A 15,545-nucleotide genomic window follows, 5' to 3' on the forward strand; every position below is an offset into this window, starting at 1 on the left:
GGGTTGCGCCCAGCGCCACATTTTTTACCTGGCCCTACCCTTGCCAGGTACCAAAGGCGCCGCGCTGGTAGTCACGGTAGGCTTGCTGAATCTCGGCCTCGCTGTTCATCACAAAGGGCCCGTATGACACGATGGGCTCGTTGAACGGCAGCGCGTGGCCCAATAGCAGCACGGTGTCGGTGCTGGCTTCGATGGTCAGCGCGTCGCCGTCGTGGTTGAACTCCACCAGCTGCAGGGCCTTGGTATCGGTGCCGTTCACGCGCAGGCTGCCGCGCACTACGTAGAAGAAAACGGTGCGCGCCGCTGCGATGGGTAGTGTAATGCGGGCGCCGGCCTGCAGGTTGAGCCAGGCCAGTTGCACGTCGGCCAGGGGCTGCACCGCACCGGCCGTGCCCGCCCAGTTGCCCGACACCGCGTGCACCGTGACGCGGCCGTCGTCGAGCTTTACCGTTGGAATTTCATCTTTTTGGAGGCCGATGTAGCGCGGCTCCACCATCTTGTCCTTGGCTGGCAGGTTTACCCACAGCTGCAGGATTTCGAGTGGGCCGCCTTCCTTCTTGAAATTGTCTGAAGACACCTCGGCGTGAATCAGGCCGCTGCCGGCCGTCATCCACTGAATGCCGCCGGCTTCAATCACGCTTTCGTGGCCGCTGCTGTCCTTGTGCAAAATGTCGCCTTCCAGGATAAAGGTCACGGTTTCGAAGCCCCGGTGCGGGTGCGGGCCAAAGGGCAGGCCCCGGTTGTTGGGCCGGTACACCTGCGGGCCGTGGTGGTTCAGAAACAGAAACGGGTCGAGGTGCTCCACCGATTCCGTGGGCAGAGCCCGGAAGGTCGTGAGGTCGGCAATGGGGGCGCTCACGGCGCGGTGCTGCTGCTTGATGGTGCGCATTTGTGGTGGAGGTTGGAGGGCAGAAAGAAGAAGCTGCTTATAAATAGAAACGTCATGCAGAGCGCAGCGAAGCATCTTTACTGCGCAACTAATCAGATTTACTACCGAGGTAAAGATGCTTCGCTGCGCTCTGCATGACGTTCATTTCTGCATAACACGGCCCAATAAGACCAAGCACCCGGCTAAAGTTTAGTCCTCCTCCGTGGGCGGCGTGCCGCGGAAGGCATCGAGCTTCTTCACCACGGGCAGCTTTACGGGCTTGTTTTCCTTGGCCGACTGGTAGATGGCTTCCATGATGCGCTGGTCCTGCAGGCCTTCTTCGCCGGGGGTGTAGGGCGTTTTGTTTTGGCGCACGCACTCGGCCATGTGGTCTATTTCGAGGGCAAACTGGTCCTTGTGCGGGTTTTGGGGCTTTTCCTGCACTTGCTGGCCGTCGGGGGCGTGTTCCTTTTCCAGCTGCAGTCCGCGGTAGGTGAAAGCTGGGTCCATTTTGATGGTGCCGGTTTCGGCGTACACGGCGTAGCGCTTGGCGTTGAAGCTGCCGTAGCCGGTGGCGCAGTTCGCAATTACGCCGCTCGGGAAGCGCAGCATGAAGCTGACGTTTTCTTCCACTTCCTTGAAGCGGGCGTCGCCGGGGGTGCTGTAGATGCTGGCAAACACCTCGTTGGGCTCTTCGCCCAGCAGGAAGCGCGTGGTGTTGAGGCAGTAGAGGCCCACGTCGGGCAGGGAGCCGCCGCCGGCCAGCTTTTTCTGGTGGCGCCACTGTTTGTCGTGGGCCTGGTTCTGGCAGTTCATGGCGTCAATCATCTTCACGCGGCCGTAGGTTTTGTCGCGCACCAGCTGCCGGGCCATGCGGTTGAGCGGCTCGTACTGAATGCGGTAGGCAATCATGAGCTTTTTACCGGCTTTTTTGCAGGCCGCAATCATGTCCTCGCACTCCTGCACGGAGTTGGCCATGGGTTTTTCGCAGAGAATGTGCTTGCCGGCCTGCGCTCCGCGAATGGTGAACTCGGCGTGCATGGAGTTAGGCAGCACGATGTAAATCACCTCCACTTCGGGGTTGTCCCGGAGCTGGTCGTAGGTTTCATAGGAGTAGCAGCCGCTGGCCCTGATGCCGTACTGGCGAGCCACCTTGCTCATCTTGCGGGGGTCGCCGCTCACCAGCGCCACCGGCCGGGCGTGCTTGCACTGCCCGAATGCGGGCAGCAATTCTTCGAGGGTGAGCGTGCCCAGGCCCACCAGGGCAAAGCCGACGCGCTGGTCTACGGCGTCGGGGTTAGGCGGGCCGGCGCTTTGCGGCTCAGTGGGCGCGTTCAGGGGCGGCAGCGCTACTTCGAGCGAGGCGGAGGACGGCGCCTTCTTGGGTTTGGCAGTGGGTTTGGCTTTGACGGCAGGGGTTGGTCGGGGCATGGGCGAAAGGAAAATGTGGAGCTAAGCCTTACGTACCTTTTTCCGTTTGGTGTTGCAAGTTGAGCCGGAATACCAAGCCGGAACCGGCGTAGGTCGGCCAGGCGGCTCTTCTGGCTGGCCACCGCCTTCGGCTCCTGCCTCCCTCACCCTTTACTTGAGCTATGAGTTGAAATAGCAATACATTTAGGACCCTGTTTTCCAGCTCCGTTGCTCGTTTGATGAAACTCTTTACTAAGGCCTTATTCCTATTTTCTGCCTGTGCTTTCAGCTTCACGGCGGCGCTGGCTCAGCAAGTCACTCCCATCGGGGTTATTCAGGGCGCCGGGGCATTGGCTACTGCCGGCACTTACACCATCGAAGGCGTGGTGACGGGCGTGTACGCTGGCCTGAATCCGGCCGGTTTCTACGTGCAAAACGAAGCCGCCAGCGCCGACGGCGACCCCGCCACTTCCGATGCGCTGTTTGTGGTGCAGGCGGCGCCCACCGTGCCCGCGGGCAGCAAGGTGCGCGTAACCGGCGCAGTGCAGGAAACGGCCTCCACGCCGTCGTTCAACCAAGCCGTGCTCACAGAGCCAGTTATTACGGTGCTGTCGGGAGCTGCGGCGCTGCCGGCTTTCACTGTCTTGGATAACAGCACTTTTTCGGTGGCCACAGCCGAGCGGTTTGAGGGCATGCTGGTGCAGTTTTCGGCGCCGGTTACGGTCACGGACGTGTCGGCCCTGAAATCGCGCGGTGAGCTGGACATTTCCACCCAGGGCCTGGCGTACCAGCCCACTCAGTTTGTGGACCCCAACGACGACCCCGCCGCGGGCACCAGCAGCACCGGTACCAGCAACGTGCCCGCCGTGAATGCCTACCAGGCCGCCAACGTGAACAAGACGCTCATCCTGGATGACGGCCGCGCCACCACCAACCCGCTGCCCATCCCCTACCTCGACGCCGCCACCCAAACCGTGCGCGTGGGCAGCACCGTGGCCAGCTTGCGCGGCATTCTGGGCTACGGCAACAGCCAGTGGCGCGTGCAGCCGCTGCCCGGGCCCGATGCGCCCGTAGTGACGGCGCTGCGCCCGCCGGTGCCCACTTTCGGGCCGATTGACGTGAAAGTGGCCAGCTTCAACGTGCTCAACTATTTCAACGGCGACGGCCTGGGCGGGGGCTTTCCCACTTCGCGCGGGGCCACCACGCTGGCCGATTTCAACCGCCAGCGCAGCAAAATCATCGCCGCCCTTGCCCAGATGAACGCCGACGTCGTGGGGCTGATTGAAATAGAAAACGACGGCACCGGCCCTAATTCGGCTTTGCAGGATTTGGTGAGCGGGCTGAACCAGGCCGTGGGTGCCGGCACCTACGCCTTTGTGAACGACGGCACCCTGCGCCAGCCCAACGACACCGACCTCATCCGCTGCGCTATTCTGTACAAGCCGGCCGCGGTCACACCCTACGGCAACGTCCTCGTCGCCACCGTCACCGGCGTGTTTGAGCGGCCCCCGGTGGCTCAACTTTTCACCACCAACCGAACCGCGGCGCCCGACACCTTCGCCCTCGTCGTCAACCACTTCAAATCCAAAGGCAGCGGCTCCGGCCTCAACGCCGACCAGGGCGACGGACAGGGAGCCTCCAACCTGCGGCGCAAGGGCCAGGCCACGGGGCTGGTGCAGTTCATCAACAGCACGGTGCGGCCGGCCGGTACGTGCTACGTGGTGAGCGTGGGCGACTACAACGCGCACTACGAAGAAGACACCATGGACATTCTGCGCGCCGCAGGCCTGGTAGTAGCTGGCTCCCCCGGCAGCACCTCCTACGTCTTCAACGGCCTGAGCGGGTCCCTCGACCACGCCGTACTCAGCAGCAACCTGGTGGGCCACGCGGCCGTGGAGAAGTGGCACATCAACGCCAGCGAGCCCGATTTTCTGCAGTACGACGTGGCTGGCGCCGCCACCAACACCAGCAGCCCTTTCCGCTCCTCCGACCACGACCCGGTGCTTATCGGGCTGAACTTCTCGGGCGTGGTAACGGCCGCTGCCAAACCCAAAGCTGACGTGCGGTTTGAAGTATTTCCCAACCCGGCTTCGGGCGCGTTTAGCGTCCGCATCGCGGGCATTGCCGACAAGCAACTCCTGACGCTGGAAGTGCTGTCGATGCTGGGCCGGCGCGTGCTTTTGCTGCACGGCACCGCCGAGGCAATTCAGGCCGACATGACTCGCCGTACGGCTCAACTGGCTCCCGGCACTTATCTGGTGCGGCTCAGTAGCGCTGGTTTCAGCCAGGCGCAGCGCGTGGTGAAGCTGTAGTGCGGCAGCCCATAACCTACTTTTGCGCCCTCACTCCGCTCCCATGAAACAACGCCGCAAACCCGCTGCTGCCCGCAAGCCCCACTACTTTCCGGCCGAGAACGTGGTGGAGCGCTGGGACGCGCGGCACCTGGCCGGCCATACCGAGTTTGACGAGTACCGCTTTGTCAACTGCGACTTTAGCGGGGCCAACCTGAGCAACCTGCGCTTTTCGGAGTGCTTGTTTGAGCGCTGCAATTTGTCGTCGGCAGGGCTGGCGGGCACGGCTTTGCAGAACGTGGCGTTTGAGGAGTGCAAGCTGCTGGGGCTGCAGTTCACGGCGTGCCGCGACATGCTGTTTGGCGTGCACTTCGACCAGTGCCAGATGCGCTACGCCTCGTTTGCGGGCCGCAAGATGCCGGCCACGCGCTTCGTGCGCTGCTCGCTGGACGAAGCCGATTTTGCCGATGCGGATTTGTCGGCGGCCGTGTTCGAGGACTGTTCGCTGGCCGGCGCGGTCTTCCAGAAAACCCTGCTGGTGGGCGCCGACTTCACTTCCGCCACCGGCTTCACCATCGACCCGGAAAGCAACCAGCCTGCTGAACGCCCGCTTCACGCTGCAGGGCCTGCTGGGCGTGGTGGCCAAATTTGGGCTGGTGGTGGAGTAGCCGCCGCGCGCATGGCTCACGAAATCAGGGCACAAGTGACGGAGGATAACCTCCTCCGTAGCGGGCAAAACAAAATTTTCCTTTTCCAGCCGGTCCGATACCGCTGCGGGAAGTAGATTGCAATAGAATTCCCATCTACACCCGGAAGGAGCAGCTTTGCGACTAAGCTGCTCGCCTGCTTCCGGTCAATTGTCAGCACGCAGTGCCGGAGCCCGTTGGGGCGCTCACCCGCCTTTTCCGGCAGTGTCAGGGCTTGTCGCCGCTGGTGCCAGCCCGCGGCGCGGGTATTTATTCACCTTGCTACAACCACCAGATGGCCAATCGCCGCGCTTCCATTACCGACCTGGCCAAGACGCTGGGCCTTTCGCCTTCCACCATTTCGCGGGCCCTGAGCGACCACGACGACGTGAGCGAAGCCACCAAAGCCCGGGTGCGCCAGGCTGGCCGAAGAGCTGCACTACCAGCCCAACCAGGCGGCCGCCGCCCTGCGCCGCGGCCGCAGCAACACGCTGGGCGTGCTCGTGCCGCACATCACGGGGCACTTTTTCCGCAGGTGGTGCACGGCATCGCTACCGAAGCCGCCAAGCTGGGCTTCAACGTGATGATATGCCAGTCGAACGAAGACTCGACCCAGGAGCACAAGAACATCGACCTGCTGATGAACTCGCAGGTGGAAGGCATTCTGGTGTCGCTGGCCAACAGCACGCACGACTTCGGCCACTTCGAGGCGGTGCGCCAGCAGAACATTCCGCTGGTGTTTTTCGACCGGGTGGTGGAGGACTTTGAAGGCAGCAACGTGAGCGCCGTGGTGCTCGACGACTACCAGGGCGCCTACCAGGTGGTAACCCACCTCATTGAGCAGGGCTGCACGCGCGTGGCCCACTTCAGCGGGCCGCTGCACCTGAACATCCACAAAAACCGCCACCAGGGCTACCGCGACGCCCTCACGTCGCACGGCCTCACCGTAGACGAGGACCTGATTGTGTTCTGCGAGATGAACCAGAAAGGCGGCATGCAGGCCATGCGCCAGCCTGCTGAAGTTGCCCCAGCGCCCCGACGCCCTGTTTTCGTCCAACGACCTCGCGGCCGTGGGCGCCCTGCAAGTGGCCAAGACCCATCGGCTGCGCGTGCCGCAGGACCTGGCCATTGTGGGCTTCAGCAACGAGATGTTCACCACCCTCACCGAGCCCATGCTGAGCAGCGTGGACCAGCGCTGCGAGCAAATGGGCAAAACGGCGGTGCAGCTGCTGCAAAAGATGCTGAAAAGTGGCCCCAACCGCGTGGGCCCGCCCAAACCCATCGTGCTCAAGCCCAAGCTGCTGGTGCGCGAGTCCTCGCAGCGCCGGTAAAGTCGGGCCGTCAGAACGAGGTAGAGACGCAACATTTTGCGTCTCGCCGTTGAACGATGACGGCCAAACGGCGCGGCCGACGAGACGCAAAATGTTGCGTCTCTACCCATTTCACTGGCCGGCACAATACCTCTTTGCGCCTGGCAGCCGTAAATCGCTTTACCCCTCTGCTTGTTTAGAAAGGGTAATTTCTGGTTGTCTGCCATGCCTTCTGTTTCTCCTTCTCCACCGGCGGCTCCTCAAACCACCTTGTGGACGCCCTTCACCTTCGCCCTTTTCCGGGCCATCTGGATTGCGGGCCTGGTCTCGAATGTGGGTACCTGGATGCAGAACGTGGCCGGCGTGTGGCTAGTCACCACCCTCACGACCTCGGCTCTGCTCGTGGCGCTCATGCAAACGGCCACCAGCCTGCCGGCCTTTTTGCTGAGCATGCCCTCCGGGGCCATGGCCGACCTGATAGACCGGCGCAAGCTGCTGCTCTTCACGCAGGGCTTTATGGCGGTGGTGGCCACCATTCTGGGGGTGCTCACGCTCACGGGCGGCATTTCGGCGCTGGGCGTGCTGGGCTTCACGTTTCTGCTGGGCATGGGCGCGGCCTTGAACGCCCCCATCTGGCAAACCGTGACCACCGAGCCTGGTGCCGCGCCACGCGCTGCCCTCGGCCATCACCCTCAATGGGGTCAGCAACAACATTGCGCGGGCCATTGGGCCGGCCGTGGGCGGGGCCATTATTGCCTACTACTCCTCGGGCTGGGTTTTTATCCTCAATGGCGTGTCGTTTCTGGGCACCTGGGCCGTGGTGTATTTCTGGAAGCGCGAAGCCACCACCGTGAGCGGGCCGGCCGAGAACTTTATGGGCGCCTTGCGGGCGGGGTTGCGCTACGTGCAGTACTCGCCGTCGATTTATGGGGTGCTGGTGCGCACGTTCGCCTTTTCGTTTGGGGCGGCGGCCATGTGGGCGCTGGTGTCGGTGGTAGTGGCGCGCAAGCTGCACCTGAGCTCGGGGCACTACGGCGTGATGCTCTCGTGGCTGGGCGCCGGGGCCGTTACGGGCGCGTTCCTGATGGGGCGAGCCGGGGCGCGGCTCAACTTCAACCAGCGCGTGCTGCTGGGCGTGCTGGCCTTTGCCGGCACCAACCTGGCGCTGGCCCTCGTCACGCAGATTTATGTGCTCTACGCCGTGATGTTTCTTTCCGGCATTGCCTGGCTGATGGTGATGACTAGTTTCAGCACCACCGTGCAGCTGAGCGTGCCCAAGTGGGTGCAGGCCCGCGTGATTAGCGTGTACATGCTGGTGTTTCAGGCGGGTTTGTCGGTGGGCAGCCTGGTGTGGGGCGAGCTGGCCGACCACACCACCCTCACCATTGCGCTGCTAGCCGCTGCGGGCTGGATGCTGGTCAGCGCCCTGCTGGCCATTCCCTTCCCCATGCTGCCGGCCGAAGGCCTGAACCTGGCGCCCGCTGAGCACTGGCCCGACCCCGACGCCAATGGTAACATCGACCCCGACGACGGCCCCGTGGTGGTGATGATAGAATACCTGGTGGAGCCCGCCAACTGGCCCGCCTTCAAGGAAGCAAGCGAGCGGCTCAAGCGCCTGCGGCTGCGCGACGGTGCCCTGCGCGCGGGCGTGTTTTCCGACATCGCCAACCCCACGCTCATCACCGAGTTTTTACGTGGCCACCTGGGGCGAGCACCAGCGCCAGCACCACCGCTTCACCAAGGAAGACCTGGCCGTGGAGGCCCAGGTGCAGCAGTTTCACAGCGGGCCCAACGCGCCACGCGTCACGCACTTCCTGGCCTTCCCCAATACATCGAACGTGGAAATGGCCACGCCCATGCAAACGCAGGAAAGCCAGCGCTGAGGGAAATATCCATCATGCTCATCTGGCGTCCGCGCAGCCGAAGCATCTCGCCTGCAGCAGTATTCAATCAATCGTCTGTCATGCTTATCTGGCGTCCCGAAGGAAGCCTCTTATCACCTCTGAACGTGTCGTCCGAATGTGAGAAGATGCTTCGCTCCGCTCAGCATGACAGTCGATTATTGACAGACGACCAGGATTACCGTCGCAGTAAAGATGCTTCGCTGCGCTCTGCATGACGTTCTGGTGGGCAAACAGCGCGCTCAGCCTTCCGGCAGCGGCTGGCCGCGCTCCCAGAGTTGCTTCAGGAAGCTTTGCTCGGCCAGCCACTGGCTTTGGCGGGTGCGCACCCACTCTTCGGAGTCTTCCTCGGCGTGGCAAGGCGCCGTTTGGCCCAGGGGCTTGAGGCGTGCGGCGGCAAAGGCCAGGCAGGCCCGGAAATCCTCGGGTTCGAGCTCCGGGTATTCGGTTATTATGGCGGCTTCCGTCATGCCCAACGCCAGCCACTCCAGTACTTGCCACACGGGGTAGCGCAGGCCCCGCACGGTGGGCTGGCCCTGGCAAATTTCGGGGTGTACGGTGATGCGCGGAGATGCCGAAAGCTTCATGAGACTAATGTACAAAGCTCAACGAGAGCGCCAAAACTTGTGGCCGCCTGCGGCTACAATAGCTGCTGCAATTCAGCTAATTGGTCGATGCGCAGCGGCGTTTCGGCGGCCTCGACGCGGCCAAAACCGTAGGTGGCGAAGATGAACGGCACCTCGGCCGCGCGGCTCGCTGCCAGGTCGCCGGGGGTATCGCCCACGTACACGGGCGCTTGCAAATTATACTGCGTTACTACTTCCCGAATGTTCTCGGACTTAGGCAGCTTTTTGGTACCGAAGCACTGGTGCCCTTCAAAGTAATGGCCCAGGCGGCTGCGTTCAAAAACGCCTCCACGTAGCCCAACTGGCAATTGCTGACGATGAACAGCCGGTAGCCGCGGCCGCGCAGGTAGGCCAGCGCCGCTTCCAGGCCCGGGTAGAGCGTGCCGCCGTGCTGCTGAGCCGCGGCCAGCTCCTGGCGGGCGCACAGGGCCCGGTACTCGTCGAATTTGTCGGCCGGCAGGTTGGGGAACAGCCGCTCGTACACCACCTCGTAGGGCTGGCCCGTCACGGCCTGCACCTGGGCCAGCGTCACGTCGTTGTCGATGTAGTCGACGCTGTTTCTGGCGGCCTGGAAGGCGCGGGTGATGGCAGCCGATGCGTCCCAGAGCGTGCCGTCGAGGTCAAAAATCACACTATCGAAACGAGTGGGCATGGGCAGGCATCAAGGGTTGGAAAGGCAAAGATGGCCGCTACGGGCCAAGCACGCCCTTCCCTACCCTGCTGTTTACTCGTACAAATCCTGCGGGTCGGCTGCGGCCAGCTCCACCAAAAACTGCCCGATGTTGGTGGTCACAGCCTCCAGAAAGGCCTCTCCTTTTTCAGCCGTGGCCTCAGCGGGGTTGCCCACGCCGGTATCGGCCGATACCTTGCTCCACTCGCGCTGGGCCCAGGCCCAGCCCTGCCGCAGCGCCGCGATGCGGAACTGCTTGGCCGCCCCGTCGCCGGCCTCGGACAGGGGGCGCACCAGCTCCGGCGCAATGTGCATCATCACACTGGTTTCCAGGGCATCGGCGTGGTCGCCGGGCGCGGTGAAGTACTGGCTGCGGTCGGCGGCCTTAAACCAGTTGAGCGTGCTGAGAAACACCGTGGGGAATTCGGCCTGCAGCTCGCGCAGAATCTGGCGGAAGTCGTTGCCGCCGTGCCCGTTCAGCACCACCAGCTTGGGAATGCCCTGCCGGGCCAGCACCTGCACCAGGTCGCGCAGAATGGCCAGCTGCGTGCTGGGGTTCAGGTTCATATCCAGCGTGATGTCGAGCTGGCCCGTGTTCACGCCAAACGGGATATTGGGCAAGACCACCACTTTGGCGCCCTGCTCCCAGGCCTTGCGCGCGGCCTCGGCGGCTACGTAGTCGGACTGGTAGTTGTCGGTGGCGTAGGGCAGGTGGTAGTTGTGCGCCTCGGTGGCGCCCCAGGGCAGCACCACGACTTCGTAGTTGGTTTCCCGAACGGTTTCCCAGGTGGTTTCGGCGAGGATGTAGGGGCGTGGAGCCATGGCTAAAGGGAAAGGATGATGCTGTTTTTCAGACCTGGCCGGCCTGCTTGCTTACTGCTTGCCGGGGCGTTCGAGCAGGACAATGGGTTCGCCGTGGTAGGGCACGCGGGCGTATTCGCGGAAGCCAAACTTCTCGGCCACCCGCAGCGAGGCGACGTTTTCGGGGTCGATGATGCACACGGTGCGGGCGTGGTCGAAGTAGGCATCGCCCCAGGCAATGGCGGCGGCCACGGCCTCGCTGGCGTAGCCTTTGCCGTGCGCGCCGGCCGCCAGCACCCAGCCCATTTCCGGGGCGTCGCCCAGCGGCGGGTCAAGGTCGCGCTTGAGATGCAGGTACCCGACCCCGCCAATGAACTGGCCCGTGGCTTTTTCCTCGAGCGCCCAGAAGCCGTAGCCCAGCAGGGCCCAGTGCCCGGCGCTGCGCAGCATGTTTTTCCACACCTCTTCCTGGGGCATGGGCGCGGGGCTGAGGTAGCGGTAGAAGGCCGGTTCTTGGTGCATGGCCAGGAACGCGGGGTAGTCATCGACGCGGTAGCCGCGCATAATCAAACGGGCAGTTTCCAGCACCGGAACGGCGGACGGCACGGGGCTACTGTTGTTGAGCATGGGGAAGAGCGGCCCTGCGGCCTGAAGCGGGAAGCCGCCGCCGCGAAAGCGACGGCCGGGCAAAGAAACGGGCCCCGCCGCTTTTCGCAACGGGGCCCGTTTCTTTTTCAGCTCAACTTCCCGCTACCAGGAGCCGCTGTTGTCGTCGGTGCTGTCGAAGCCCCCGCCGCCCATGTCCCCGGAGTTGGGGTCGTCGTAGGACGAATTATCGTCGGAGGAGAAAAATCGCCGGAGTTATTCGTGGTATCGTCCGCAAAATAGTCCGGGGCCGGGGTGTCGGCCGCGCCGCCATCCCGCGTGGAGAAATAGTCGCCGGCCGCGCCGGTATCGGCGGCACCGGCGGCGCCCGGGGTCATGCCGGGACCCATGCCGTAGTTGCTGCCGGTGCCCGTGCCATCGCCGGCCAGGTGGCTACCCGACGTTTCGTGGCCTGACGCCATGCGATTGCCGAGGTAGGCACCCGCCGCGGCCGCGGCTCCCGTGGCCAGCATGCCGCCCATGCCCATACCGCCGCCCATGCCGCTCTGGTTGGGAGCGCCGTAGTTGCCGGGGCCCTGGCCGGGCCCGTAGCCGCCGGGGCCGGCCGGGCCGTTAGGCCGGTTGGGCAGGAAATTGGGCGCTCCGCCGGGGTTATTTGGGTTGTTGGGGTTGTTGGGGTTGTTGGGGTTATTCGGCAAGAAATTGGGCGTGCCGTTGGGGTTGCCCTGGGGCATGTTGTTGGCCACTGCGGCTGCTTTGCGGCTGCGCAGCATGCGCACCAAAAGTAGATGATGCCACCGACTACCAGCGCAATGAGCAGTATCGTGCCCATGCCGGGGCCCGAGTCAGGCTCCGAGGTGGGAGGCGTCAGCATGGGGTCGTTGGGGGCGGTGGCCACGGGCGTGCGCCCTTGGTCGTCCAGCGGAGCGCCGCCGGCGTCTACGCCGGCCGCCGTGCCGGCCGTGGCGGGCGAAGCCCCGGTGGCCGACTCCGGCGCCGAACCGGGGTTGGCGGCCAGCATGATGGTGTTGAGGCCGGCCCGCAGGCCCGCGAAGTAGTTGCCCTGCTTGAAGCTGGGCGACATCTGCGCAATGGCCCGGTTGGTAACGGCCGGGGTAATCTGGTCGCGCAGGCCGCTACCGGGCTGAATGGTCACCTTGCGGTCCTGGGCGCTCACCAGTACCACCACACCGTTGTTTTTGTCGCGCTGGCCTACGCCCCAGGCCGTGCCCAGGGCCCGGCCGTAGTCGGCCACGTCGCGGCCGCCCAGGGAGGGCACCGTCACCACGACCACCTGCGTGCCCGTGTTTTCGGCGTAGCGGCGCAGGCCGCTTTCCAGCTTTTTCACATCGCCCGGGGCCATCAGGCGGCCCCGGTCGTTCACGAACTGGAAGGGCGAAGGCCGGGGCGGCAGCCCTTCGGCCGAGCCCGTTTGGGCAGCGGCGGGCCCACTCAGCCCAGCCGATACAAAGAGCAGAAAAAGAAACAGAAGACGATGCATGACGAAAGGGCTAAGGTGAAACCAAGGGTAATTCCGTGCCTTTTACGGCTCATGCGTTCAGTTAGCTGTTTTGGCGCACCTTTTCGGGTGTCAATTCTATAATTGGCTCCCCAAATCCCTCGGCAGGACTCCCCCTGGCGGTCCTACGCTCCGCCGGGAAGTTCCGCCGAAGCATCGGCGGCCGGCTCCACGGCCCGCTCGAAGCGGGTGCGGCCGTCGGGGGCCACGCCCACGGGCACAAAGCCGTTGCGGAGCAGCACTTCCTGCGAGCCCACGTTGTCGGGGTCGGTGTGAGCCACCAGCCGGCGCACCATGCCCGTGGCGGCGGCGTGCTGCACGAGGCCGGCCACCAGGCTCGGTGGCCAGGCCCATCCGGCGCCAGTCGGCCGCGATGGAATACCCAATTTCTGCCATTCCCTCCTCGTTGGGCGGGCCGGTGAAGCCTCCGGCGCCGATGAGGGTGCGCGGCGCCTCGGCCGTGGCTTTGTGCAGGGCATACCAGCCGTACCAGCCGGCGGCAGTGCGGCCGCCGGCCGTGAGCTGCTCCAGGAAGTAGTGCATGGCTGCGCGGTCGTACTCGCCGGGGGCCAGTCGGCGGGCATGGCCGCGCCCAGTAGCACGGGGAAGTACTGGGGCTTATGCAGCTCGGCCGTGAGCAGGGCGCGGCTGGCGGCCAGCAGCATCAGGCGGGGTGTATGGAAAATCAGCGGAATCATAAGCGGGCAAAAGTAGAAGGGTAGCGCCTTGCCAAGGCTTTGGGCACAGGGCGCCCAAGGATATAACAAGCTTCGGCATCGGGCGGTGGGCGGCCGGCGAGAAGTTGAGCTATATGGCCGGAAGTTGAGCCACTTTGGTGCGCATCGGGCAGATGCTTTCTCTTACGGGCCGGCATTGATTAGGTAATATAATAATTTCAGCAACTCATGAGACTTTATTGAGCGTGGCGTATCTTTATTTGCTCGTTTGCACCCATAGCCCTGCTTAATGCCGATAGCCCTCTTATTAACCTCGGAAGTCCTCGACGTACATTACGACGACGACAACGCCTGGCTCTACCTCGACTGGAAGGGTCCGCAGGAATTGAGCTGGTGCAAGCCGCCGGCCAGCAGCTATTTGAGCTTATCGAACAAACCGGCGCTCGCAAAGCCCTGAACGACAATACGCACATCACCGAAACCAGCTGGGAGCTGGCCCGGTGGGTGGCCTATGATTTTCTTCCGCAGGTGGCCGAAACCGGCCTCGACTACGTGGCGTGGGTAAGCAGCCCCTTGCTCAGCTGCCGCGGCAACCTGGACATGATGTCGAGCCTCAGCGTGCAGCGGCCCCAGGTCGCAATCTTTGATGAAGTGGCCGCGGCCTACGCCTGGCTGAGCAGCGTGAACGTGCCCATTGTTGCTCCCTGAGCGCTGGGGCCGCCGGGGCAGGTTCCCGTGCCGCCCGCTCCTACTTCTGCTTAAGCAACTGCGGCCGCTAGGGCTTCACGAAAACGTAGGTCACCAATTCCTCACTGGTGTTGGCAGACTTAAACATTGAGCTGTTTTGCAGGGTGTAGCCTTCTTCGTAGAGCTTGGTGAATAGCGCGTGCAGCTGCTCAACCTTGGCGTTTTTGTTTTTACCTAAAGCCGTGGGAGGCTTGATTCTTTCAGTTTGTTGTGCGCCCCGCGTAACGGTAATATCCTCCTGGTACCCCCGATACTGCACCAGCACCACACTGGGCGGGCTGCCCAGTGCGGCCAGGGAAACCATCACCGTAAAAACGACACTTAACAGGAGCTTCAGCATGGGTGGGGCGTGGAAAGTGGGATACAATCAAATATAGTAGCGGAGTAGTCGCCACTACAGCCGAAGCCCCTTCCGCCAGCTACCTTCAAAAACAACCCAGCCGCTCCCGGGGCGGAGGCAGCTGAGTGAAGCTATTGCCCCGGAGCCTGCCGCCGGTTATTAATCGTAGAAATACGCATGCTGGCGTTTGGGCGCGGGGGCGCGGGCTCACCAATCATTTCCAGCAGGGTGGTTTCAATCATGTGGCTCATGGTGTTCAGGGCCAAATCGTTGGGGCCGGTGCCGAAGGGCTCCTCAATCTCCCGCACGATGGCATCGAGGGCCATAAACGTGTAGCCGACGAACACCACCACCAGCGGCGTCATCCAGCCGATGCTGTCCACGAGGCCAAACGGCAGCAGGAAGCAGTAGAGGTAGGTGGTGCGGTGCAGCATCACGCTGTAGGTGTAGGGAATGGGCGTGCCGGCCAGGCGCTCGCAGCCGCCCACGATGTCGGACAGCTGGTTGAAGTTGTGGTCGAAAGCCGCGTGCTCGTGTCGAGCCTGGCCGGCGGCTGTGCCCTGCTGCACCCAGCGGCCCATTTCCAACAGCAGCACCATGGGCTTGAACGTGGCCTGCTGCACAGCCCGGGCCAGCGGCGCGGGCAGCAGCCGGGCCAGGTCGGGCGCGGCATCGGTGTGGCGCAGGCGGTGCTGAGGGCGTAGGTGAAGGCCACCAGCAGCCGGACAAACTCCGTGGTGGCCGGGGCCCCGCCGGGCTGCCCGCTCATGGTGAGGGCCTGCCGGGCGAGGGAGCGGGTGGTGTTCAGGAGGGCGCCCCACTGCTTGCGGCCTTCCCAGAATCGGTCGTAGCTGGCGTTGTTATAAAAGCCCAGGAAGATGGCCAGCGTGATGCCAAACAAGGTGAAGGCCGAGGCATTGAGCGGAATCTTATACTGCAGCAGCCGGCCGTGGGCCACCACCACGGCCACCGACAGCAGCAGGAGCACCAGCAGGCGCGGCAGTATCTGGGGCAGCACCGAGCCGCGCCACACGAAGAGCAGCCGCAGCCAATTGTCTTTCTCGCGAATAATCATGGCTAGCGTACGGCTAAC

16 protein-coding genes and 2 pseudogenes are annotated in these 15,545 nt (G+C 63.7%); 6 read left to right on the forward strand and 12 right to left on the reverse strand.

Going from position 1 to position 15,545, the window contains the following annotated elements; translation table 11 throughout:
- Positions 1 to 34: 34 nt before the first annotated feature.
- Together ACFQT0_RS02130 and ACFQT0_RS02135 are read right to left on the reverse strand one after the other, a co-directional pair.
- Entirely contained in the window at positions 35 to 889 is an 855-nt protein-coding gene (locus ACFQT0_RS02130; RefSeq protein ID WP_380199998.1) for a pirin family protein, read from the reverse strand.
- Positions 890 to 1,078: 189 nt separating this feature from the next.
- Entirely contained in the window at positions 1,079 to 2,299 is a 1,221-nt protein-coding gene (locus ACFQT0_RS02135) for a Gfo/Idh/MocA family protein (RefSeq protein ID WP_380200000.1), read from the reverse strand.
- 218 nt (positions 2,300 to 2,517) lie between these two features.
- Here ACFQT0_RS02135 and ACFQT0_RS02140 point away from each other — a divergent pair, with 218 nt between their 5' ends.
- From ACFQT0_RS02140 to ACFQT0_RS02165, 5 genes and pseudogenes are all read left to right on the forward strand, one after another.
- The gene (locus tag ACFQT0_RS02140; protein ID WP_380200002.1) at positions 2,518 to 4,590 is read left to right on the forward strand and encodes an ExeM/NucH family extracellular endonuclease; all 2,073 of its coding nucleotides are present in this window, start codon (positions 2,518 to 2,520) and stop codon (positions 4,588 to 4,590) included.
- A gap of 43 nt (positions 4,591 to 4,633) precedes the next feature.
- Positions 4,634 to 5,353 (forward strand): pentapeptide repeat-containing protein, encoded by a 720-nt coding sequence (locus ACFQT0_RS02145; RefSeq protein ID WP_380200004.1) that lies wholly within the window; start codon positions 4,634 to 4,636, stop codon positions 5,351 to 5,353.
- A 197-nt stretch (positions 5,354 to 5,550) separates the two neighbouring features.
- A complete protein-coding gene (locus ACFQT0_RS31500) occupies positions 5,551 to 6,639 on the forward strand; it encodes a LacI family DNA-binding transcriptional regulator (RefSeq protein WP_449272033.1) in 1,089 nt (362 codons plus the stop codon).
- A gap of 151 nt (positions 6,640 to 6,790) precedes the next feature.
- A pseudogene (locus ACFQT0_RS02160) lies at positions 6,791 to 7,156 on the forward strand (MFS transporter); the annotation flags it as partial.
- Between the two features lie 67 nt (positions 7,157 to 7,223).
- Complete coding sequence (locus tag ACFQT0_RS02165; RefSeq protein WP_449272034.1) at positions 7,224 to 8,684, forward strand: MFS transporter; 1,461 nt, start codon at positions 7,224 to 7,226, stop codon at positions 8,682 to 8,684.
- A 24-nt stretch (positions 8,685 to 8,708) separates the two neighbouring features.
- Here the strand turns inward: ACFQT0_RS02165 and ACFQT0_RS02170 are convergent, their stop codons facing one another.
- From ACFQT0_RS02170 to ACFQT0_RS02205, 8 genes are all read right to left on the reverse strand, one after another.
- Entirely contained in the window at positions 8,709 to 9,053 is a 345-nt protein-coding gene (locus ACFQT0_RS02170) for a DUF433 domain-containing protein (protein WP_380200006.1), read from the reverse strand.
- Positions 9,054 to 9,106: 53 nt separating this feature from the next.
- Positions 9,107 to 9,256, reverse strand: a complete 150-nt coding sequence (locus ACFQT0_RS02175; protein ID WP_380200008.1) for an HAD family hydrolase — start codon at positions 9,254 to 9,256, stop codon at positions 9,107 to 9,109.
- A gap of 26 nt (positions 9,257 to 9,282) precedes the next feature.
- Positions 9,283 to 9,744, reverse strand: a complete 462-nt coding sequence (locus tag ACFQT0_RS02180) for an HAD family hydrolase (protein ID WP_380200010.1) — start codon at positions 9,742 to 9,744, stop codon at positions 9,283 to 9,285.
- Between the two features lie 72 nt (positions 9,745 to 9,816).
- Positions 9,817 to 10,584 (reverse strand): creatininase family protein, encoded by a 768-nt coding sequence (locus ACFQT0_RS02185; RefSeq protein ID WP_380200011.1) that lies wholly within the window; start codon positions 10,582 to 10,584, stop codon positions 9,817 to 9,819.
- Positions 10,585 to 10,635: 51 nt separating this feature from the next.
- Positions 10,636 to 11,169 carry a GNAT family N-acetyltransferase gene (locus ACFQT0_RS02190; protein WP_380200014.1) on the reverse strand — a complete coding sequence of 178 codons (534 nt, stop codon included), beginning with the start codon at positions 11,167 to 11,169 and terminating at the stop codon, positions 10,636 to 10,638.
- A gap of 128 nt (positions 11,170 to 11,297) precedes the next feature.
- The gene (locus tag ACFQT0_RS02195; protein ID WP_380200016.1) at positions 11,298 to 11,558 is read right to left on the reverse strand and encodes a hypothetical protein; all 261 of its coding nucleotides are present in this window, start codon (positions 11,556 to 11,558) and stop codon (positions 11,298 to 11,300) included.
- Positions 11,543 to 12,670: a TPM domain-containing protein gene (locus ACFQT0_RS02200; protein ID WP_380200018.1), complete on the reverse strand. Its 1,128-nt coding sequence runs from the start codon at positions 12,668 to 12,670 to the stop codon at positions 11,543 to 11,545. The genes ACFQT0_RS02195 and ACFQT0_RS02200 overlap by 16 nt, the downstream gene beginning before the upstream one ends.
- A 96-nt stretch (positions 12,671 to 12,766) precedes the next feature.
- On the reverse strand, positions 12,767 to 13,231 hold the full coding sequence (locus ACFQT0_RS02205) for a GNAT family N-acetyltransferase (protein WP_380200020.1): 465 nt from the start codon (positions 13,229 to 13,231) through the stop codon (positions 12,767 to 12,769).
- 527 nt (positions 13,232 to 13,758) lie between these two features.
- Here ACFQT0_RS02205 and ACFQT0_RS02210 point away from each other — a divergent pair.
- Positions 13,759 to 14,073, forward strand: a complete 315-nt coding sequence (locus ACFQT0_RS02210; protein ID WP_380200022.1) for a hypothetical protein — start codon at positions 13,759 to 13,761, stop codon at positions 14,071 to 14,073.
- A gap of 67 nt (positions 14,074 to 14,140) precedes the next feature.
- Here the strand turns inward: ACFQT0_RS02210 and ACFQT0_RS02215 are convergent, their stop codons facing one another.
- Positions 14,141 to 14,452 (reverse strand): hypothetical protein, encoded by a 312-nt coding sequence (locus ACFQT0_RS02215; RefSeq protein ID WP_380200024.1) that lies wholly within the window; start codon positions 14,450 to 14,452, stop codon positions 14,141 to 14,143.
- 131 nt (positions 14,453 to 14,583) lie between these two features.
- Positions 14,584 to 15,527: pseudogene (locus ACFQT0_RS02220) on the reverse strand (bestrophin family protein).
- Positions 15,528 to 15,545 lie beyond the last annotated feature (18 nt).

The organism is Hymenobacter humi (assembly GCF_042665855.1).
Lineage (GTDB): Bacteria > Bacteroidota > Bacteroidia > Cytophagales > Hymenobacteraceae > Hymenobacter > Hymenobacter humi.